Here is a 21,470-nt window from a genome sequence, read left to right as displayed (position 1 = left end):
TGGCGCTTTCCGATAAGCGCGCCCTATTCAGCCGCGACCATCTCGGCCCGGTCGTCGAGCGGGTGGGCGAGGCGCGTCAGCATCTCCTTGGGCACGACCTGCCAGAAGCGATCGATCGCGCGGCCCCAATCATCGAGCAACGCGCCCGACCATTTGCTGTCCGTTGCAGCATGGTGGGCGCGGACAAGGTTGAGCAGCACCGCTTCCCAATGCATTGACGACAGGCGCTGCCAGACGATGTTTTCCGGGTTGGCCCGCCGTTCGAAGCTGCCATCGGCGTCGTAGACGAATGCCATGCCGCCGGTCATCCCGGCGCCGAAATTCGCGCCGACCGGCCCGAGCACGACGGCCGTACCGTTGGTCATATATTCGCAGCCGTTCGCGCCGCAGCCCTCGACCACCACGGTGGCGCCGGAGTTGCGGACGGCGAAGCGTTCGCCCGCCTGGCCAGCCGCGAACAGGCTGCCCGCGGTCGCGCCGTAGAGCACGGTATTGCCGATGATCGTGTTGTCCTGGCTCGCGAGCGGCGAGCTGACCACCGGGCGCACCGCGATGATGCCGCCGGACAGGCCCTTGCCGACATAATCATTGGCATCGCCGAACACTTCGAGCGTGATGCCCTTGCACAGGAACGCGCCCAGGGACTGGCCCGCCGAACCGCGCAGCCGGACATGCACATGGCCATCGGCGAGCTTAGACATGCCGAATTTCCGGGTGATCTCGCTCGACAGGCGGGTGCCGACCGCGCGGTGCGTGTTGCGCACCGAATAGGTCAGCTGCATCTTCTCGCCGCGCGAGAAGACCGCCGCGGCATCCTTGATCATCTGCGCGTCGAGGCTGTCGGGCACCTCGTTGCGGAAGGTCGACAGGCTGAAGCGCCGTTCGGCGTCGTCGGCATCGACCTTGGCAAGGATCGGGTTGAGATCGAGATCGTCGAGATGCTCGGCGCCGCGGCTGACCTGACGGAGCAGTTCGGTTCGGCCGATCACCTCGTCAAGACTCCGGAAGCCGAGCCGGGCGAGGATGTCGCGCACTTCCTCGGCGATGAAGGTCATCAGGTTGATGACCTTTTCCGGCGTGCCGGTGAACTTCGCGCGAAGGCGCTCGTCCTGCACGCACACGCCCACCGGGCAGGTGTTCGAATGGCATTGCCGCACCATGATGCAGCCCATCGCGACCAGGCTCAGCGTGCCGATGCCGAATTCCTCGGCGCCCAGGATCGCGGCGATGACGATGTCGCGCCCGGTCTTCAGCCCGCCATCGGTGCGCAGCTTGATCCGGCCGCGCAGGCCGTTGAGCGTGAGCGTCTGGTTGACTTCGGACAGCCCCATTTCCCAGGGCGTGCCGGCATATTTGATGCTGGTCTGGGGCGAGGCGCCGGTGCCGCCGACATGGCCGGAGACGAGAATCACATCGGCATGGGCCTTCGCCACGCCCGCCGCGACCGTGCCGATGCCGGCCGAGCTGACCAGCTTCACGCAGACCCGCGCGATCGGATTGATCTGCTTCAGATCGTAGATGAGCTGCGCGAGATCCTCGATCGAATAGATGTCGTGGTGCGGCGGCGGGGAGATCAGCGTCACCCCCGGCGTCGCGTGGCGCAGCTTTGCGATGAACTCGGTCACCTTGAAGCCGGGCAGCTGCCCGCCCTCGCCGGGCTTGGCGCCCTGCGCGACCTTGATCTCGATCTCGTCGCAGGCGTTGAGATATTCGGCGGTGACGCCGAACCGGCCGGAGGCGATCTGCTTCACGCCCGAATTGGCATTATCGCCGTTCGGATAGGGAGCATAACGCGCCTTGTCCTCGCCGCCCTCGCCCGACACCGCCTTGGCGCCGATCCGGTTCATCGCGATCGCCAGCGTCTCGTGCGCCTCTGGGCTGAGCGCGCCGAGCGACATGCCCGGCGTGACGAAGCGCTTGCGGATCTCGGTGATCGCCTCGACCTGGTCGACCGGCACGCCCTCGTTCGGGAAATTGAACTGGAACAGGTCACGCAGATAGACCGGGGGCATCGCCTCGACCCCGCGCGAGAATTGCAGATAGGTCGAATAGCTGTCAGTCGCGACGGCGCTCTGCAGCAGATGCATCAGCTGCGCTGAATAGGCATGCGTCTCGCCGGTGTGCCGCTGGCGATAGAAGCCGCCGATCGGCAGGTTCACCACGACCTCGTCATAAGCGGCATCGTGGCGCAGCGAGGCGTTGAGGTGCAGCGACGCATAACCCTCGCCCGAGATCTTCGCCGGCATGCCCGGGAAAAGATCGTTGACCAGGCTGCGCGACAGCCCGACTGCCTCGAAATTATAGCCGCCGCGATAGCTGGAGATCACGGCGATCCCCATCTTCGACATGATCTTGAGCAGGCCCTCGTCGATCGCATGGCGATGATTGTCGAGGCACTCGCCGATCGTAAGGTCACCGAACAGGCCGCGGCCGTGGCGGTCGACAATCGACGCCTCCGACAGATAACCATGGACGGTCGTCGCGCCGACACCGATCAGCACCGCATAATAATGGGTGTCGAGGCATTCGGCCGTCTGGATGTTGATGCTGGCATAGGAGCGCAGGCCCCGGCGCACGAGGTGCGTGTGCACCGCGGCGGCCGCCAGCACGCCGGCAATGCCGACCCGGTTCGGGCCGATATTCATGTCGCTGAGGAATATCTCGCTCTTGCCCTCGCGCACGGCCTGTTCGGCCTCGGCACGGATGCGCGCGATCGCGGCGCGCAACGTTTCGGGGCCGCCGCCGCTTTCGAACGTGCAGTCGATATCAGCGACCTTAGTGCCGAAATAGGCCTTGAGCCGGGCCCAGTCCGCCCCGGTAAGCACCGGCGATTCGAGGACCAGCACGCCGTCCCGCCGATCCTCGGTATCGAGGATGTTGGCGAGGTTGCCGAACCGGGTCTTCAGCGACATCACATGCCGCTCGCGCAGCGAATCGATCGGTGGGTTGGTGACCTGACTGAAATTCTGCCGGAAGAACTGGCTGATCAGCCGGGGCTTGTCCGAAATGACCGCGAGCGGCGTATCGTCGCCCATCGATCCGATCGCTTCCTTGGCGCCCTCGACCATCGGCGACAGGATCAGCTCCATGTCCTCCAGCGTCTGCCCGGCCGCAACCTGGCGGCGGGTCAGCTCTGCGCGTTCGAAGCGCACGGTTGCGTCGGCCGGAGGCGCCGGCAGGTCGCTCACGCCCAGGAAATTGCCGATCATCGTCGCGTAATCGGCCTCGCCCGCGATCTGATCCTTGATCTCGAGGTCCTTGAAGAGAACCCCCTTGTCCAGATCGACCGCGATCATCTGGCCCGGCCCGAGCCGGCCCTTTTCGATGACGGTCGATTCAGGCACGACGACCATGCCGCTTTCGGAGCCGACGATCAGCAGGCCATCCGAAGTGCGGGTATAGCGCAGCGGGCGGAGCGCGTTGCGGTCCATGCCCGCCACCGCCCAGCGGCCGTCCGTCATCGCCAGGGCGGCAGGGCCGTCCCACGGCTCCATCACGCTCGCGAGATATTTGTACATGTCGAGATGCGTCCTGGGCATCTCGCCCTTCGGCCCCCAGGCTTCGGGCACTAGCATCAGCTTCGCGGTCGGCGCATCGCGGCCCGAACGGCAGATCGCTTCGAATGTCGCGTCGAGGGCAGCCGTATCGGACGCGCCGGCCGGGATGACCGGCTTGATGTCCTCCGAATATTCGCCGAACGCCAGGCTCGCCATCTTGATCTCGTGGCTGATCATCCAGTTCTTGTTGCCGCGGATCGTGTTGATCTCGCCATTATGGGCGAGGCAGCGGAACGGCTGGGCCAGCCACCATTGCGGGAAGGTGTTGGTCGAATAGCGCTGGTGGAAGATCGCAACGCGGCTCTCGAAGCGCTGATCCTGCAGATCGGGATAGAAGACCGACAGGCTCTCCGCGAGGAACAGGCCCTTGTAGACGATCGAGCGGCAGCTGAGCGAACAGATGTAGAAACCCTGGATCTGGGCCGCGATCACCCGCTTCTCGATCCGCCGGCGGACGAGATAGAGATTCTTCTCGAATTCGGCGGCGCTGGCTTCGTCCGGCAGCGGGCCCGCGATCATGATCTGTTCGATCTCGGGGCGGGTCGCCTGCGCCTTTTGCCCGATGACCGAAACGTCGACCGGCACCTGGCGCCAGCCGTAGATGGCATAGCCTTCCTCGATGATGACGCTTTCGACGATCGTGCGGCATGCTTCCTGGGCGCCGAGATCCGTGCGCGGCAGGAATATCATGCCGACCGCGAGCCGGTTCGGCGTCGCCCGGTGGCCCGAGGCGACGATCGCATCGTCGAAGAATTTCAGCGGCAGATCGACGTGCAGGCCGGCGCCATCGCCGGTCTTGCCGTCGGCATCGACCGCACCGCGATGCCACACTGCCTTCAGCGCATCGATCGCCGACTGGACGACGCGGCGCGACGGTGTCCCGTCCGTCGCGGCCACCAGGCCGACGCCGCAGGCATCGGACTCGAATTCGGGGCGGTACATGCCCTCCTCTGCGAGGCGGGCGCGTTCGAATTCCATGGTGCTCATGCCGCTTTCCTTCCGGCCTTGGCCTTCGCCTTCAGCCAGTTATGCATCGTCGTCGCCACATCGCGGCCGTCGCGGATCGCCCAGACCACCAGGCTCGCGCCGCGCACGATGTCCCCTGCCGCGAACACGCCGTCGAGCGACGTCATCAGCGTCTTGTTGTCGACCAGCAAAGTGCCCCAGCGCGTGACGCCGAGCTCCGGCGCGCCGAACAACGCAGGCAGTTCCTCCGCATCGAAGCCGAGCGCCTTGATCACGAGATTGGCAGGCAACACGAAGCCGCTGTCAGGCTCGGCCTCGGGCGCGCGCCGGCCGCTCGCATCGGGCGCGCCGAGCCGCATCCTCGTCGCATGCACGCCTGTCACGGTCTCGTCCGCGTCGAACGCCTGGGGCGCGGAGAGCCAGACGAATTCCACGCCCTCCTCTTCGGCATTGGCGACTTCACGCTGCGAGCCGGGCATGTTGGCGCGGTCACGGCGATAGACGCACTTCACCGACCGGGCGCCCTGGCGCACCGCAGTGCGGACGCAGTCCATCGCGGTATCGCCGCCGCCGATCACCACGACATCCTTGCCGTTCGCATCGAGGCTGCCATCGTCGAACGCCGGCACCGCATCTCCGAAGCCCTTGCGGTTGGACGCGATCAGATAATCCAGCGCCTCCACCACGCCCGCGCTGCCAACGCCCGGCGCCTTGATCGCGCGCGGCTTGTACACGCCGGTCGCGATCAGGATCGCGTCATGGCGCTGGCGCAGTTCGTCAAGCGTCGCGTCACGACCGACAGCAAAGCTTTCATGGAAGACGATGCCGCCGGCTTTGAGTCGTTCGACCCGGCGCGTGACGATATGCTTCTCCAGCTTGAAGCCGGGAATGCCGTACGTGAGCAGGCCGCCGGCGCGATCATGCCGATCATAGACATGCACTTCGTAACCGAGCGCACGGCAATATTCGGCGGCGGAAAGCCCCGCAGGGCCCGCACCGATCACGCCGACTGACTGGCCGCGCGCAGGGCCCGGCACGAGCGGCTCCACCCAGCCCTCTTCCCACGCGGTATCCGTGATGAACTTTTCGACCGAGCCGATCGTCACCGCGCCGTGGCCGGAGAATTCGATCACGCAATTGCCCTCGCACAACCGGTCCTGCGGGCAAATGCGACCGCAGATCTCGGGCATGGTCGAGGTGGCGTTGCTCAGCTCATAAGCCTCACGCAGCCTGCCCTCTGCCGTCAGGCGGAGCCAGTCGGGGATATGGTTGTGCAGCGGGCAATGCACCGAACAATAGGGAACGCCGCATTGCGAGCAGCGCCCGGCCTGCTCCTCGGCGGCGAGCGGCGCATAACGATCAGCGATTTCCCGAAAGTCCTCGGCGCGCGGCTGCGCCGGGCGCTTGCCGGGATATGCCTGCGCCCGGTCCACAAATTTCAATGTGCTGTCGTTCGCCATCGTCGCGCCCCGCAAAAAACCGAACGCGTTGATAGCCAGTTTATGACGAACTGTCACGCTGAATCCGCCATATAGGACAGCATAGCTGCCCTATATCGGCTCTCTTACCATCTTGCAGTTAGTTGCTGACGTTTCAACCGCCTCATTTAAGACCGTTACGGTACTAAATTAGCAGCCATGCGAGAGCCGCGCTGCCAACGATGATTCGATACCAGGCAAAAGGTGCAAAGCCGTGCTTGCCCACGAAGGTGACGAACCAGCGGATTACCGCAAGGGCAACGATGAACGACACCACGAACCCGATCGCGATCGCGGTGAGATGCGCGTCGCCAAGTTCGTGCCGTCCCTTGTACAGCGCCAGCGTGGTCGCACCGAGCATGGTGGGGATTGCGAGGAAGAAGCTGTATTCGGCCGCCGTCTCCCGATCCACGCCGAGCATCAAGGCGCCCATGATCGTCGCGCCGGAGCGGCTGATGCCGGGAATCATCGAGATGCATTGGACCAGGCCAATAGCCAGCGCGATGCCCCAGGTCATCGTCTCCACCGAGACGGTGGTCACGCGCTTGGCCAGCCGTTCGATGATCAGGATGAGTATACCGCCGACAATCAGGGCAATCGCCACGACGACCGGCGCGATCAACGGTGCTTCGAGCACTGCCCTGATCGCGCCATAGGCGATGGCTCCGACAATCGCCGAGGGCAGAAAGCCGAGCAGGACGTTGCGGGTGAAGCTGATCGCCGCCGGATCCCGCTTCAGAAGGCCGCGCAGGACGCCCATGAAGCGCCCCCAGAACAGCACCACCACCGCGAGGATCGCCCCGAGCTGGATCACGATATCGAAGGTCGCATCGGCCTGGGGCAGGCCGAACAGCCGACCGGCCAGGATGAGATGCCCGGTCGAAGAGACGGGGAGGAACTCGGTCACCCCTTCGACGATGCCGAGCAGGATGATGATGATCAGATCCACGCGCATTCCCCCTGTTGCGGCGCCCGCCGCGATACGATTACCCGGCAGATGATAGTGAGCTCACGCCGCGGCGCGCGTTCCGAACCGGCCGTTGCGGCGGTAGCGGACGAGCCAGCCCGGGGCGACGGCGTCCAGCGGGGTCGCCTTGATACCGAACGCCGCCAGGCCATCGCTGCCTGACGCAGCGACATTGTCCGTCTGCAGCATCAGCCACTGATCGCGCGTGATCGGCGCGCCGGGCAGGAACCCGCCCATCGCGATCAGCCCGCCGACCATGTCGGGAAGCTCGACGATCGTCGGCTCGCGCCCGATCGCCCCGGCGATCCAGCGGATCAGATCCCCCATGGACAGGATGTCGGGACCAGCCAGATCGAACGTCCGGCCCCGCACGGCTTCGTCACCGAGCGCCTTCACCACCGCTTGGGCGACATCCGTCACATAGACTGGCTGAAACTTCGTTCCGGCGCGCAGCACCGGCACGACCGGCATCGCGCCGACCATTGCGGCGAAGCGATTCACGAACTGGTCTTCACGCCCGAACATGATCGAGGGGCGCAGGATCGTCGCTGCGGGGAAGGCCTCCCGCACGGCCAGTTCCCCCTCGCCCTTGGAGCGGCCATAAGCTGAGGTGCTCGCGGGATCGGCCCCGATCGCCGAGATGTGCACCAGCGCCCGGACACCGGCCGCGCGAGCGGCCTCGGCGATCGCGCGCGCGCCGCCGACATGCACCGCATCGAAATCGCCCTTGAGCAGGCCCACCAGGTTAACCACCGCATCGGCGCCCTGGACGGCGCGCGCGACCGAATCGGGCTTGCGCACATCGACCGCGACGAACTGCGACTGGCCAAGGCCGCCGAGCGGCTTGAGGAACAGCGCCTCGCGCGGATCGCGCTGGGCGATTCGCACCCGTGCGCCGGCCGCAAGCAATTCCTGCGCGACGTAGCGACCGAGAAATCCTCCGCCGCCGATCAGCGTAACCAGCCTGTTCTTCATGCCTGCGTGCCTTGCCTTTCGTGAGCGGCCCCCTTGCCCCAGCGAGGCGCGTGTTGACAAGCCGCACGAGCGTCCCCTAAGGCGCGCCCCCTACCCCGTGCCCAGATGGCGGAATTGGTAGACGCACCAGCTTCAGGTGCTGGCGGTCGCAAGGCCGTGGAGGTTCGAGTCCTCTTCTGGGCACCATTTTCTCCCCACGGGGAGATTGAGTCGAGAAAACCGCCAAAAAGCGCGGTTTTCCATGGGATTAAATCCCAAGATGCGCAGCGCGTGTCGTGATTTCAGCATATCTGAGGGTATATTTCCGACGGGCAGCTGGCCGCCGAGCGCGGATCTTCGCTGTGAAATTACCAGCAGGACCATCGCCATTGGCGGGTGACCGATCGGTTCGTCGAAAACGAGCGCGCCGCGGTGAATAAATTGGCGAACGCTACGGATCGATCGCGCGGATCCCCGAAAACGCGTTTACCGCCGATACGGTCTTCCTCACCTCACGAAAGCCGCTCCCGCAACTCGTCCGCCACCTGGCACAGCAGCGTCTCGGCATCGCGCGCCGCCTTGCCCCACATCGCGAAGCCGTGGACCTGGCGCGGGTAAGGAAGATGGCGCGTGGGCACGTCAGCGGCTGCCAGCCGCGCGGCATAGGCTGCACCCTCGTCACATAGCGGATCGAAGCCGCAGGTGACGATCAGCGCCGGCGCGACACCGTCAACCCGCTCCGCGCGCAACGGTGAGGCGCGCCAGTCATTCCCGTCGGCACCGGCCAGATATTGTTCGATGAACCAACGCATCGTGTCCGCCGTCAGCATGTAACCGTTGGCGTTGCGGCGATACGAGTCGCTGGCCATCGCAAGATCGGTCACCGGATACAGCAGGATCTGTGCCCGCAGCGCCGGACCTCCGCGATCCCGCGCGTGAAGCGCACATACAGCCGCCAGCGTGCCGCCAGCCGAATCGCCGGCCACCGCCACGCGATCGGCGTGCAGGCCAAGCTCCGCTGCGTTCGCGACCAGCCAGTCGAGCGCGGCGACGCTGTCCTCGACCGCCGCCGGAAACGGGTTTTCGGGCGCGAGACGATAGTCGACCGCTGCGACGGCGATGCCGATGCGGTCCGCCAGCGATGCGCAGAACGCATCCCCCGTCTCGATGTCGCCGAGCACCCAGCCGCCGCCGTGGAAATAAACGAGCAGCGGCACCTGGTGATCAGACGGCAGCCCGAGCGGTCGGTACAGCCGGATCGGTATCGCGCCGCCCGGCCCGGGTGCGGCGAGATCGCGCACGAGCGTCTTTGGCGGCGTCGCGCCGAGCAGAAGACGCGAGGCGCGCATGCCTTCACGCGCCGTCGCGACACCGGCCTCGTGCAGCGGCGGCCGACCCGACGCGGCGACCATGTCGAGCACCACTTGCGAGTCCGGATCGACGGTATCGATGCGGCCGTCCGTCACTTCAGAGCCTCGCGACATCGACGATGTGCGATGCACTCTGGCCGCGGAGCATCGGCACGCAACTGGGCGGAAAATCCTGCACGATCTCGAACCCGCGGTCGCGCGCCGCGTCGATGAAGCCGGTCAGCGTCTCGATCATCGGCCCGACCAGGAAATCATGGATCACCACCAACGACCAGTCCTGCGTCTCCGCCGTGGCGATGGCGCGATCGCCCCAGGCCGCCTTGGGATCGATCCAGTCGCCCGGCACATTGTTCCAGGTGACGACCGTATAGCCCCCCGCCTCCAGATAGCGCACGGCCGACGCGCTCAGCAGATGCTTGCCGAAACTGCCGTCGCCATTGGGCCGGAAGAAGCGATACGGATGCGAAAGATCCCCCAGCAGGGCCTGCGCTTCGCCGACCTCGCGCGCCACGCGGCCCTCATCTTCATCGGCGCCCAAAGGTGCGCCGTGCGTCAGCGTGTGGTTGCAGATCCAGTGCCCCTCGGCCTTCGCACGCTCCAGGCACACGCGCGCGCCCGGTTTGGCCAGTTCCTCGCCCACCACGAAGAAGCTGGCCAGCACGTCGCGTGACGCCAGCGCATCGAGCACCTTTTCGGTTTCGCCCGGTGTCGGCCCATTGTCGAAGCTGATCGTCAGGCGGCGCATGGATCAGCCACGCGGCTCGGGCAGCCAGCCCGGCAACGAAGCGCCGAACGGCTCGGGCGGGCGATCGAAATAGCCCGGAGTCCGTGAATATTGCGTGATCGGTCCGGGGATGGTGATCATCCCGAACGGGCTCTGCATCGTCATCAGGTCGCTCGGCCGCGCCTCCATCGGGATGTCGCGCTCGGGCCATTCGACGTGCGGCAGGCGACCGATTTCCTGCATCCACATCGAGGTTCGGGTCAGCGAGACCTTCACATGATAGCTGCCGCCCTCGCGCGAGCGCCGCAACAGCGCCGCCATCGTCCCGGCAGCGCCAAGATAGGCCGCGAGATAATCGTTGAGCGTCCCCGTTACCGCCAGCCGGGGCTTGTCGGCCGATCCTTCCTCCAGCACCAGCCCGCACGCCGCCTGGCCGACCGGTTCATAGCCCGCGCGATCGGCCCAAGGGCCGCCCGCGCCATAAGCGCTGACCGAGACGTATATGATGCCCGGCCGCCGCTCCGCCAGCGCCTCGGGCGAGAGCCCGCGCTTGTCGATGCTGCCCGGGCGCCAGGACTGAACGAAGATGTCGGCGTCTTCGGCCAGCCGGCGAAGCGTCGCCAGATCGCCCGGATGATCGATGTCGAGATGCGTCGAGCGCTTGCCGGCGCCGGTGTCGATGCCGAGCCGCATCGGATCCATCTGGTGCTGCGCCGATACATGGAGCGTGTCGGCGCCCTGCTCCGCCAGCATGCGCGCAGTGACGGGTCCGGCGAGGATGTGCGTGAAATCCAGCACGCGAACGCCTGCCAGCGGGCGCGCGGCGGGCAGCAGCGGCTCGGGTGCGCTGTCGCCGATCTTTTCGATCTCGACTGGCGGTCGCGCGGCCAGCCACCGGCCCTGGGGATGCGCCAGCCACTCCTCGTGCGGCCGGGCGACGACACCGATCAGGCGACGCTCGGCGAGCGCTTCCTCGAGCTCGAGCGCGTCCCATTTGGCGACCGCACGCGCCATGGATTGCGCGTCGTAGTTGCAGCCGAGCAGTTCGAGCGTACCGATCAGGTTTTCAACATAGAGCGTGGTGCGCAGCAGATAGAGTTGCTTGCCATCCTTGGTCGGGAAGAAATCGGTGAAGGATTTGGTGGAGCGCGGAAACAGGTCATGCGCGTGACCGTTCTGGCGCATGAAATTGATCGTGCGCAGCCCCGGCACCGCGGCGCGACGCGCCTCCACGCTGACGTCCTGTGAGATCCCGGTGCGTGCCTTCCAGATCGCGGCGACGCCCAGCCCCTGCGCCGCGAGCGCAGCGGCGGCGGCGGCACCGGGACGGAAGCGGCTGTCGACGATCGGATCGTCGCCTTCGATCGACACCGTGCCGCCGCCGGCGTCGATCGGCAGGTCGATCTGACCGAGCAGCCCGCCCAGGATGTCCATCGGCGATTTACGAACCCCGTCCGCGATCGGGCGCGCGGCTTCGGCCACAAGGTCGGGTGCATTGCTCACTGGGCCAGTTCTTCCAGATATTGCTCGCGCAGTTTCGGCTTCATGATCTTGCCGCTGCCGGTCATCGGCCAGTCGGTGACGAAGCGGACATGGCGCGGTACGCGGAAATTCGCCATCCGGCTCGAGCAGAAGGCAATGAGTTCGTCGGCGGTCAGATGCGCGCCCTCGGCCAGTTCGACCACCGCCATCGGCACTTCGTCGAGCCTCGGATCGGGCGCGCCGATCACCGCCACCTGCTTGATCGCGGGGTGCGTCAGCAGGAATCCCTCGACTTCCTCCGCCGAGACGTTCTCGCCGCCCACCTTGAGCATGTCCTTGAAGCGTCCGACGAAATGCAGGCAGCCGATATCGTCGACGAAGCCGCGATCTCCGGTGTGCGACCAGCCATCGCGGTCGATTGCCTTGGCGGTCTGCTCGGGCTGCTTGAGATAGCCGTTCATCTGCCACCAGCCGCGCATCAGGATCTCGCCCTGGACATTGGCGGGCAGCGTCTCGCCGGTTTCGGGATCGATGATCTTCAGCTCGGTCCCGGCGAGAGGACGCCCGGCGGAGGTCGAGCGCTGCTCCCACGGATCAGTCGCGCGACTGCCGGTGCCGCCGACTTCGGTCGAGCTGTAGGTCAGCATCAGGCCGGGAATGCCCATCGCCTCGCGTACCTTCTCCAGCATCTCCTGCGTGCCGCTGCACCAGCCGGACTGCACGCTGCTGAGATCATATGTGCCGAAGCTCGGATGCGCCATTTCCATGATGTACATCGCGGCAAAACCCGTCCGCGCGATGCAGCGCTCGCGTTCGATCAGCTGCATCACCCGTTCGGCATCGTAGAATTCCGGGATCACCATCCGGCAGCCCAGCGTCAGCGGCGTCGGCAGCGCGCCGCAGGAGCCGCCGATGTGATAGAAGGGCTGGGTATTCAGCACCGGATCGCCTTCGCCCACCCCCATATTGGCGAACAGTTCGTTGCCGACGTTCAGCACATAGCGGTGATTGAGCAGCGCGCCCTTGGGCGCCGCGGTAGTGCCCGAGGTATATTGGATCAGGATCGGTTCGTCATAACGACGCGCGCGTTCGCGCGCCGCCAGCGCCTGAGGGGCTACCGCCTTGCCGGCTGCAAGGAAATCCTTCCACGATCGTAGCCGGTGGTTCGGCGCGGCGGACACGCTGACCACGCTGCGCAGGTTCGGGAATTTGCCGTTTGCCGGATCGGCCAGGTTCGCGCCGATCTCGTCCAGCAGCGCGACATAATCGTGCTTAAGGAAGGTTTCGACCATGATCAGGACCGACGCTTCGCACTCGCCCAGCATGTGCGCGACCTCGAAATCGCGGAAGCGCGTGTTGATCGAGACCGCCACCGCACCGATCCTGGCGCAGGCGAACTGCACATGCGCGAATTCGAGGCGGTTGGGCATCCACAGGGCGACCACGTCGCCCTCGCCCACACCATCGGCGATCAGCGCGCGCGCCGCTGCATCGGTGCCGTCGCGCATCGCGTTGAACGAGACTTCGCGGTCCTCGAACACCCAGCCGATCGCGTCGCCCCAGCGCGCGGCGGCGGCATCGATTGCTTCGCCAAGACATTCCTCGTGCAACTGCACGGTCTCGATCGCTCGCATCGTCACACTCCCGCCGCGCGTTCGAACACCGGCAGGGTCACGTCATCGCTGACCTGCTGGAAGACCAATGTCACGCGTTCGCCGATCGCGACGTCCTCGGCTCCTTCGCCGACGATATTGGTCATCATCACCGGGCCTTCGTCGAGTTCGACCAGGGCCACCATCAGCGGCCCGGGGGGCGCCGAGGCCGCACTGACCGGATTGATCACCAGGCTGCGCGAATAGACCGTGCCGCGCCCGCTGAGCTCGGTCCAGTGCAGCTCGGTGCCGCCGCAATGCGGGCACATGTACATCGGAAACCACACGAAGCGCTCGCAATCGCCGCAGCGCTGCATCTGGAACACGCGCTCGTGACAGGCGGCCCAGAACGGCGCTGAGATCTTGGTCGGCCGGGGGAAGGTGCGGGACATTTTGGCGGTCCTTAACGAGTCAGCACGGCGACTGAGTGGGTCGAACTGACGGCGCTGACATTGGTGGCGAGGGCGACCTCGCAATCCACCACCTGCCGGTCGCCGCATTCGCCGCGCAACTGGCGCACCGCTTCGACGATGTGCGCCATGCCGCCGGTTGCGCCGGGATGCGCGTAGGACAGCATGCCGCCATGCGTGTTGATCGGCAGCTCCCCGCCCAGCTCAAGCCGCCCGCCTTCGGCGAACGGCCCGGCCTCGCCCTTCTTGCAGAAGCCGAGATCCTCCAGCTGGAGCAGGGCAGTGATGGTGAAGCTGTCATAGAGCTCGGCGACATCGACATCGGCGGGGGTGATCCCCGCTTCCTCGAACGCCTGCTTCGCCGCGACCGGCTGCACCGTGTGCGTAAGATCGTGGTGCCGCGCCATCTCCGGCGGCGCGCCGACCGCCGTCGCGAGATGCCCCATATGATAATAGGATTGCGCCTGGCCCAGTCCGGCGAGGCGGATCGGCGTTCGCTTCAGGTCGCGCGCCATTTCCAGCGAGGTGACCAGCATCGCGTGCCCCCCGTCCGAGATCAGCGAACAATCGAGCAGGTGCAGCGGATCGGCCACCATCCGCGAATTGAGCACGTCCGCGATCGTGATCGGATCGCGCTTCTGCGCCGCGGGGTTGAGCGAGGCATGCCGGCGGCACGCGACCGCGATCGCCGCCAACTGCTCCGAGGTGGTGCCGAATTCGTGCATGTGCCGTGCCGCGAGCAAGGCGTAGAAGCCCGGCACGTGCACCCCGAACGGTGTCTCGAATTCCATCGAGTGCGCGCCGTAATCGGTATAGGCGCCCAGCCCCTTGCCGGTCGGAATCGAGCTCAGCAGCGTATCGCCGCCGACCAGCAGCACCGCGCGGCAGCGCCCCGCCTGGATCGCCCATTGGGCCATCTGCAGCCCGTGGCACCAGCTCTGGCCGCCCGTGCGCAACGTGTCGCACAGGGTCTTGCAATAAATGCCCAGATTTTCGGCGATGATGATGTGGTGGCGGATATTGTCGTCAAGGAACGCACCGGACGTCAAAAGGCCGTCGATCAGCCCCTTGTCGATGCCGGCATCGTCGATCGCCAGCTTCGCCGCCTGGACGTGCAGTTCGATCGAATTGGTGCCGGTCAGCCGCCCGACCGGCGTTTCGCCGACCCCAGCGATCACCGCAACCTTCGAAGCATCAAGCATTGTCGCCCCCGATCTTGCTGCAGGCCGAGGGGCACATTGCGTGCGTCATATTCATCATGCCTGCACCAGCCGCTGGCTCTGTTCGCCCATTCCGGCGATGCCGGCCGCCATCGACTGGCCGGCTTTCAGATATCGCGGCTCGGGCTTGATGCCGAGGCCGACGCCCGGCGGCGTGCCCGTCGCGATGATGTCGCCCGGATAGAGGGTCATGAACTGGCTGGCATAAGCGACGACGGTACGCACATCGAAGATCATCGTACGGGTATTGCCGTCCTGCATCCGCTCGCCATCGACGTCGCACCACATCTTCAGGTCCTGCGGATCGGCAATCTCGTCAGCGGTGACCAGCCAGGGCCCGATCGGGCCGAAAGTGTCGCAGCCCTTGCCCTTGTCCCATGTACCGCCGCGCTCGACCTGGAAGGCCCGTTCGCTGACATCATTGACCACGCAATAACCGGCGACATGATCCATCGCTTCGTCTGCCGAGATATAACTCGCCTTCGTGCCGATCACGACGCCGAGTTCGACTTCCCAGTCGGTCTTGCTCGATCCGCGCGGGATGAGCACATCGTCATTGGGTCCGCAGATCGCGCCCAGCGACTTCAGGAACATGATCGGTTCATCGGGTATCGGTACGCCGGCTTCCGCCGCGTGATCGGCATAGTTCAGCCCGATGCACAGGAAATTGACTGGGCGTGCGATGCAGGCGCCGATCCGCGGCGCCCCTTCGATCGCCGGGAGCGTCGCAAGGTCGATGCGCGCCAGCGCCGCAAGGCCAGCCGGCGACAGCGTCTCGCCATCGATATCGCCCACATGCGCCGAAAGATCGCGCAGCACGCCCGCACCATCGAGCGCCGCCGGCTTTTCCGCATTCAGCGGCCCTACACGCAACAGCTTCATCGCTCTCCCAATCTCTAATTTCGCGGTGTTGCCGACGCGCCGACCAACCGAATTTGTGACCGGTATCTAGACGGGAGAGGAAGCGTGATGCAAGCGCGGGGCGTTACAAGCCCGCCCGATGACCATCGAATTTTGGCCTAGATCATATGTCGGAAGCATGACCATGAACTCAGCTCCTGTCCCGTCCGCCGAAGCTTCCGCGCCCCGCCGGCCGCGTTACGAAACGGCGCTCCGCCGCGAGGCTTGCCTGATCGACGGCGCCTGGGTCACCGCCGACCGCTGGATCGACGTGGACGATCCGGCGACCTGCGCGGTGATCGGCCGGGTACCGTCGCTCGGCGCGGTTGAGACCGAACGCGCCATCCTGGCGGCGCAGCGCGCAATGGCGCCCTGGGCGGCGCGCCCCGCCAAGGAACGCGCGCAGATCCTGCGTCGGATCGCCGATCTGATGCTGGCCAATGTCGACCCGCTCGCGCGCCTGCTGACCGAGGAACAGGGCAAGCCACTGGCCGAGGCGCGGGGCGAAATCGCCTATGCTGCATCCTTCTTCGAATGGTTCGGCGAGGAAGCCAGGCGCGCTTATGGCGACATCATCCCCGGCCATATGGCCGACAAGAGGCTGCTGGTGATGAAGCAGCCGGTCGGCGTGGTCGGCGCGATCACGCCGTGGAACTTCCCGAGCGCGATGATCGCGCGCAAGATTGCGCCGGCGCTTGCTGCGGGGTGCGGCGTGGTCGTCAAGCCGTCCGAGCTGACACCGTTCAGTGCCCTGGCGCTCGGCGGGCTCGCTGAAGAAGCGGGGCTCCCGGCAGGCTTGCTCAACATCGTCACCGGCGACGCGCAGGAGATTGGCGGTGCGCTGCTGGAGAGCGGCATCGTGCGCAAGATCAGCTTCACCGGTTCGACCGCGGTCGGCATCAAGCTGATGCAGGGCGCCGCGCCGACCGTGAAGAAGATGAGCCTCGAACTCGGCGGCAACGCGCCTTTCATCGTGTTCGACGATGCCGATATCGATGCGGCGGTCGAGGGCGCGATCCAGTCCAAATTCCGCAACGCCGGCCAGACCTGCGTCTGCGCGAACCGCCTCTATGTCCAGGCGGCAGTTTACGATGCGTTCGTCGAGCGGCTGGTCGCGGCGGTGGCGCGATTATCGGTCGGCCCGGGCACCGCGGAGGGCGTGACGATCGGTCCGCTGATCAACGCCGCTGCCATGGCGAAGGTGGAACGGCATATCGCCGATGCGGTCGGCAAGGGGGCGAGTGTGCTCCTCGGCGGCGGCGCATCGACGCTCGGCGGGCGCTTTTTCGAGCCGACCGTGCTGCGCGACGTGACGCCTGACATGCTGGTGCAGCGCGAAGAGACGTTCGGGCCGCTCGCCCCGGTCATCCGCTTCGACCATGAAGCGGAGGCGATCGCCCTCGCCAACGCCAGCGAATTCGGCCTCGCCGCCTATTTCTACGCGCGCGACCTGAGCCGGGTATGGCGTGTCGCCGAGGCGATCGAGGCCGGGATCGTCGGGGTCAATACCGGCCTCATCTCGACGGAAGTCGCACCCTTTGGCGGGGTGAAATCGTCGGGCCTGGGCCGTGAAGGCTCCCACTATGGTCTTGAGGACTACCAGGAGCTCAAATTCGTATGCTTATCGGTGTGATTCAGCGCATCCGCACCACCCGCAGCCATTGACTCGAATGCCCCAGAAAAGATACCGGTACCAAACGAGACGAGCAAAGATCGCCCATTATCAGGGTGGCATGCCGCTCGCTTTTTGAGGGGGTGATCGACATGGCTAATACCCGGTTTACGTTCCTGCTCCGTGCATCGGGCACGGCGATCGCGCTCGCCGCGGTCATGCAGGGTCCGTCCGCGCTGGCGCAGATCGCCGCCGCGCCGCCGGCCCAGCAGCAGCCAGCTGTGGCGGGCGAACCCGCCGACCAGACGCCCCCGGCCGAAGCGGCCGCCGCCGAACAGGAGATCGTCGTCACTGGGTCGCGTCTCGGGCGCGCCGGATATGACGCGCCGACGCCAGTCAATGTCGTCGGCGAAGAGCGCCTCAAGACGCTGGGCATCCAGAATATCGGCGAGGCCCTCAACCAGATACCGTCGTTCCGCGCGATCAACACGCCGGCTTCCAACTTCTTCCGGGTCTCGGGCAATATCGGTGCGCGCACGCTCGATCTTCGCGGCCTGGGCGCGACGCGCACGCTGACCCTGCTCGACGGCCGCCGCTTCGTCGGCAGCAGCGACAACGGCACCGTCGACATCAACAGCATCCCCACGATCCTGGTGAAGCGGGCCGAAGTCGTCACGGGCGGCGCGTCGGCCGCTTATGGTGCGGACGCCGTTTCCGGCGTGGTCAATCTGATCATCGACAACAAGTTTACCGGCATCAAGACCGACATCAGCTCGGGCATCAGCGAGCGCGGCGATGCCCAGACCTTCTACGCGGCTGTCGCTGGCGGCACCGATTTCGCCGGTGGTCGCGGCCACATCGTCGCCGCCTTCGAATATTCCAGGGAAAGCGGCATCGGCCCGTGCGAAGAGCGCGAATGGTGCCGCCGATACACCAATTACGTGCCGAACCCAGGTTACAACGCGACGACGCGAACCAGCACCAATGGCCTGCCGGCAACGCTGGTCCTCGACAATGTCCGCTTCGTCTACAACGAGAACGGCATTCTGACCGGCGCGACCAAGCCCAACGGCAGCGGCGGCGTCATTACGCTGGGGCAGCAGCTCCTCAATACCGGAGCGACCTCGCTGCCAGCGGCGCTGCGCGGCAAGCAGTTCGATTCGAACGGCAACCTCATTCCGTATCAGTTCGGCAATTTCCTGAGCGGCCTGCTGCAGCAGGGCGACGATCCTACCCAGCCCTATCTGCTGGGGCTCAGCCCGCTGCCGCTGACGGTGCCGACCAAGCATTACTCCAGCATCGTGCACGGCGACTATGAGCTGTCGGATTCGGTCACTGCGTCGGCGGAGTTCATCTATTCGCACGTCGTCGGCGGCCCGGCCCAGGCATCCTCGCCGCTTGACGGGCCGGTGTCGCTCGACATCAACAACCCCTATCTCTCGCCTGCGACCCGCGCGACGATCCTGGCGGCTGATCCTGCGATCACGAAGATCCTGGTCAATTCTTCCAGCTACGCGATCGAAGGGCTGAACAAGGCGACCAGCACGCTCAATACCTATCGCGGCGCGCTCGGCCTGAAGGCCGAGCTGTTCCAGAGCTGGGTCGGCGATCTCTCCTACACCTATGGCCGGGTCAACGCCCGGGTCGATGATCCGAACAACCGCCTCAAGGAATGGAACAACGCGCTGGATGCGATCTCCGCGCCGGCGGGCCTTCCCGGCATTGCCGCGGGGACACCCATCTGCCGCTCGACCCTGACCAACCCGACGAACGGGTGCATTCCGATCAACCTGTTCGGCTATAACAGCGTCAGCCAGGCTGCGATCAACCGCTATATCGTGCCCGAATATCAAACCCGCACGTTCCAGCAGCATACGGCGTCGATCAACCTGCGCGGTTCGCCGTTCAACACCTGGGCCGGGCCGGTCAAGGTCGCGCTCGGCGGCGAATGGCGCCGCGACACCGCGGTCGGCACCGCCGACGCCAATACGGTCGCCGGCCTGTTCCTGTCCGCCCAAACGAGCGCGCTTCCCTATACCAAGACGTCGGTGATCGAAGGCTATCTCGAGGCCGGCATCCCGCTGCTGAAGGATTCGGCGCTCGGCAAGTCACTCGACATCGACGGCGCCGTCCGGCGGACGCATTATGATCCGTTCGGCAATGCAACGACCTGGAAGGTCGGCGCAGTCTACAGCCCGATCTCCGACCTGACCTTCCGAGTCACGCGCTCGCGCGACATCCGGGCGCCCACCGCGCTGGAATCGAGCCCGAATTCGGTGACGATCGCGCTTCCGCTCGCCGATCCCTTCTTCGGCGGCACGACCTCGCAGAGCGTCGTGACTGGCGGCAATCCCAATCTGGAACTGGAAAAGGGCGACACTTTCACGGCCGGCATCGTCCTCCGGCCCAGCTTCATCCGTCGTTTCAACCTGTCGATCGATTATTACGACATCAAGGTGAAGGGGGCGATCGATTCCCTGACCGGCCCGGCGATCGCTACGGCCTGCAAGCAGCAGAACATCCTGTGCAACCTGCTCACCTTCAATCCGAACGGCTCGATCAACACCGTGTTCTCGACCTACCAGAATCTCAGCCAGCTCCATGCCGAGGGCTTCGAACTGGTTATGGACTACAGCGTCCCGCTGCTGAGCGGCAATCTCGCCTTCCAGGTGAACGGCAATTATGTCGTCGATCTTTCGACGATCGGCGCCACCGGCCTGGTGACTCAGCTCGACAATGTGACCGGCAACAGCGGATCGGTGACCAACATCCAGGGCGTGCCGCGCTGGAAGCTCGACGGCGTCGTGAGCTATTCGCAGCCCGGCTGGCAGGTTGCCGCGCATGGCCGCTACATCCCGCGCGGCATTCTCGATCCGACCAAGATCGGCCCGGACCAGGATGGCTATGACATCAACAACCCGAACAGCGCGAACATCAACCATGTCGATGCGCGCTTCTATCTCGACCTGAACGGCGCGATCCGGATCAAGACCGGCAGCGAGGGCGGGCGCGGCATGTTCGAACTCTATGCCAGCATCAACAACGTGTTCGACAAGGGGCAGCCCGAACAGCTGCGCCTGATCGGCAACCCGCTCAACTTCGATCCGATCGGGCGCTACTTCAAGGTTGGTGTGCGGACGAACTTCTAGCCTGCATTTCCGGATATCGTCGTCGCACCAATATTATTGTGATCCGGCCGGGAAGCGGGGCAGACGGACTGGCTACGCAAGAAGGACCTTAGCGATGTACGACAAGAACGATCTTCGCTCCGCACTGGCACCGACCGCTGCGGCGAAACCGGCCGGATCACAGCTGTTCGATGCCGAATACGGCCTGTTCTACAAGGATCCGCCCGTCGACGACGATGCCGGGGGGCGGACCTGGTACACGCGCGGGCAGAATTTCATCATCGCCTATAGCGAGGCGGCTCCCGGCGCAGTGTTCGAACGGACCGCCCAGGTCGACGAGTTCATGGTGCTGCTCGCCTATCCCAAAACGCCTGCGATCCTGTCGGCGGGCGCACAGCGCGAGATGACCGACGGCTACGCCCTGATCATCATGCCGCCGGGCGACAGCCGGATCGAACTGCCGGAGGGCGGCAAGCTGGTGCGCATCTTCACCACGCGCTCGCCCGATCTCGTCGCCAAGTGCGCAAATGCGGATGGCTATGCCGAGCAGCACGGCAACATCCCGCCGCTCGCCGATTGGCCCGAGCCGGTCGGCGGCTTCAGGATCCGCGTCTATTCGCTCGAGGTGGCGCCGCAACCGGGCAGGTTCGGCCGCATCTGGCGCAGCACCAACATGATGGTGAACATGCCGCCGGCCTCGATCGGCCCGCGCGACAGGACCAAGGTCTCCCCGCACCACCATGACGATTTCGAGCAATGCTCGCTCGCGCTTGAGGGCGAATGGGCGCACCATATGCGCTGGCCCTGGTCGGTCGACATGAACAGCTGGCGCGACGACGTACATGCCGAGGTGGGATCGCCGTCAGTGACCGTCATTCCAGCGCAGGTGATCCACACCTCCACCTGGTCGGCCGAGCGGAACCAGCTGGTCGACATCTTTTCTCCACCCCGCGCCGACTTCTCGAAGCAGCCGGGCTGGGTGCTCAACGCGGAGGAATATCCGCTTCCGGAAGGCACCGTCTGAAACTGGACTGAGCGTAGAAAAGCCGG

At 65.6% G+C, this 21,470-nt stretch carries 14 protein-coding genes and 1 tRNA gene; 4 read left to right on the top strand and 11 right to left on the bottom strand.

The window, feature by feature from the left end; genetic code table 11:
* Positions 1-23: 23 nt before the first annotated feature.
* The 4 genes from gltB to U1769_RS22015 all read right to left on the bottom strand — a co-directional run bounded on the left by gltB (position 24) and on the right by U1769_RS22015 (position 7,943).
* Positions 24-4,544, bottom strand: a complete 4,521-nt coding sequence (gltB, locus tag U1769_RS22030) for a glutamate synthase large subunit (RefSeq protein ID WP_332720208.1) — start codon at positions 4,542-4,544, stop codon at positions 24-26.
* Positions 4,541-5,983: an NAD(P)-dependent oxidoreductase gene (locus tag U1769_RS22025; RefSeq protein WP_332720207.1), complete on the bottom strand. Its 1,443-nt coding sequence runs from the start codon at positions 5,981-5,983 to the stop codon at positions 4,541-4,543. Before U1769_RS22025 ends, gltB begins: the two co-directional genes overlap by 4 nt.
* 163 nt (positions 5,984-6,146) lie before the next feature.
* Positions 6,147-6,950 carry an undecaprenyl-diphosphate phosphatase gene (locus tag U1769_RS22020; RefSeq protein WP_443030441.1) on the bottom strand — a complete coding sequence of 268 codons (804 nt, stop codon included), beginning with the start codon at positions 6,948-6,950 and terminating at the stop codon, positions 6,147-6,149.
* A gap of 60 nt (positions 6,951-7,010) precedes the next feature.
* Positions 7,011-7,943 carry a complex I NDUFA9 subunit family protein gene (locus U1769_RS22015; RefSeq protein ID WP_332720205.1) on the bottom strand — a complete coding sequence of 311 codons (933 nt, stop codon included), beginning with the start codon at positions 7,941-7,943 and terminating at the stop codon, positions 7,011-7,013.
* A 99-nt stretch (positions 7,944-8,042) separates the two neighbouring features.
* Here U1769_RS22015 and U1769_RS22010 point away from each other — a divergent pair.
* Positions 8,043-8,129: transfer RNA gene (locus U1769_RS22010), tRNA-Leu, on the top strand.
* A gap of 305 nt (positions 8,130-8,434) precedes the next feature.
* Here the strand turns inward: U1769_RS22010 and lipP1 are convergent.
* The 7 genes from lipP1 to U1769_RS21975 are packed head-to-tail and all read right to left on the bottom strand — an operon-like array spanning position 8,435 to position 15,662.
* Positions 8,435-9,388 carry a LipP1 family hormone-sensitive lipase gene (lipP1, locus tag U1769_RS22005; protein WP_332720204.1) on the bottom strand — a complete coding sequence of 318 codons (954 nt, stop codon included), beginning with the start codon at positions 9,386-9,388 and terminating at the stop codon, positions 8,435-8,437.
* A gap of 1 nt (position 9,389) precedes the next feature.
* On the bottom strand, positions 9,390-10,037 hold the full coding sequence (locus U1769_RS22000) for a polysaccharide deacetylase family protein (RefSeq protein WP_332720203.1): 648 nt from the start codon (positions 10,035-10,037) through the stop codon (positions 9,390-9,392).
* Positions 10,038-10,040: 3 nt separating this feature from the next.
* On the bottom strand, positions 10,041-11,519 hold the full coding sequence (locus U1769_RS21995) for a CoA transferase (RefSeq protein WP_332720202.1): 1,479 nt from the start codon (positions 11,517-11,519) through the stop codon (positions 10,041-10,043).
* Complete coding sequence (locus tag U1769_RS21990) at positions 11,516-13,132, bottom strand: AMP-binding protein (protein WP_332720200.1); 1,617 nt, start codon at positions 13,130-13,132, stop codon at positions 11,516-11,518. The genes U1769_RS21995 and U1769_RS21990 overlap by 4 nt, the downstream gene beginning before the upstream one ends.
* 2 nt (positions 13,133-13,134) lie before the next feature.
* Positions 13,135-13,542 carry a Zn-ribbon domain-containing OB-fold protein gene (locus U1769_RS21985; protein WP_332720198.1) on the bottom strand — a complete coding sequence of 136 codons (408 nt, stop codon included), beginning with the start codon at positions 13,540-13,542 and terminating at the stop codon, positions 13,135-13,137.
* A gap of 11 nt (positions 13,543-13,553) precedes the next feature.
* On the bottom strand, positions 13,554-14,762 hold the full coding sequence (locus tag U1769_RS21980) for a thiolase family protein (protein ID WP_332720196.1): 1,209 nt from the start codon (positions 14,760-14,762) through the stop codon (positions 13,554-13,556).
* Between the two features lie 54 nt (positions 14,763-14,816).
* Positions 14,817-15,662, bottom strand: coding sequence for a fumarylacetoacetate hydrolase family protein (locus U1769_RS21975; RefSeq protein ID WP_332720195.1), 846 nt, complete (start codon positions 15,660-15,662; stop codon positions 14,817-14,819).
* A gap of 163 nt (positions 15,663-15,825) precedes the next feature.
* Here U1769_RS21975 and U1769_RS21970 point away from each other — a divergent pair, with 163 nt between their 5' ends.
* From U1769_RS21970 to U1769_RS21960, 3 genes are all read left to right on the top strand, one after another.
* The gene (locus U1769_RS21970; protein WP_443030444.1) at positions 15,826-17,313 is read left to right on the top strand and encodes an NAD-dependent succinate-semialdehyde dehydrogenase; all 1,488 of its coding nucleotides are present in this window, start codon (positions 15,826-15,828) and stop codon (positions 17,311-17,313) included.
* A gap of 131 nt (positions 17,314-17,444) precedes the next feature.
* A complete protein-coding gene (locus U1769_RS21965; RefSeq protein ID WP_332720193.1) occupies positions 17,445-20,441 on the top strand; it encodes a TonB-dependent receptor domain-containing protein in 2,997 nt (998 codons plus the stop codon).
* A gap of 94 nt (positions 20,442-20,535) precedes the next feature.
* Entirely contained in the window at positions 20,536-21,444 is a 909-nt protein-coding gene (locus U1769_RS21960; protein ID WP_332720192.1) for a cupin domain-containing protein, read from the top strand.
* Positions 21,445-21,470: the final 26 nt, after the last annotated feature.

It is taken from the genome of Parasphingomonas zepuensis (assembly GCF_036663735.1).
Classification (GTDB): domain Bacteria; phylum Pseudomonadota; class Alphaproteobacteria; order Sphingomonadales; family Sphingomonadaceae; genus Sphingomonas.
The sequence above is the reverse complement of the archived record's forward strand: the minus strand, read 5'-3'. Positions and strand labels throughout refer to the sequence as shown.

Coding starts and splice junctions, on each gene's coding strand:
- gltB (WP_332720208.1), bottom strand. CDS start 4,544: ATGAGCACCATGGAATTCGAACGCGCCCGCCTCGCAGAGGAGGGCATG.
- U1769_RS22025 (WP_332720207.1), bottom strand. CDS start 5,983: ATGGCGAACGACAGCACATTGAAATTTGTGGACCGGGCGCAGGCATAT.
- U1769_RS22015 (WP_332720205.1), bottom strand. CDS start 7,943: ATGAAGAACAGGCTGGTTACGCTGATCGGCGGCGGAGGATTTCTCGGT.
- U1769_RS22000 (WP_332720203.1), bottom strand. CDS start 10,037: ATGCGCCGCCTGACGATCAGCTTCGACAATGGGCCGACACCGGGCGAA.
- U1769_RS21990 (WP_332720200.1), bottom strand. CDS start 13,132: ATGCGAGCGATCGAGACCGTGCAGTTGCACGAGGAATGTCTTGGCGAA.
- U1769_RS21985 (WP_332720198.1), bottom strand. CDS start 13,542: ATGTCCCGCACCTTCCCCCGGCCGACCAAGATCTCAGCGCCGTTCTGG.
- U1769_RS21980 (WP_332720196.1), bottom strand. CDS start 14,762: ATGCTTGATGCTTCGAAGGTTGCGGTGATCGCTGGGGTCGGCGAAACG.
- U1769_RS21975 (WP_332720195.1), bottom strand. CDS start 15,662: ATGAAGCTGTTGCGTGTAGGGCCGCTGAATGCGGAAAAGCCGGCGGCG.
- U1769_RS21970 (WP_443030444.1), top strand. CDS start 15,826: ATGAACTCAGCTCCTGTCCCGTCCGCCGAAGCTTCCGCGCCCCGCCGG.
- U1769_RS21965 (WP_332720193.1), top strand. CDS start 17,445: ATGGCTAATACCCGGTTTACGTTCCTGCTCCGTGCATCGGGCACGGCG.
- U1769_RS21960 (WP_332720192.1), top strand. CDS start 20,536: ATGTACGACAAGAACGATCTTCGCTCCGCACTGGCACCGACCGCTGCG.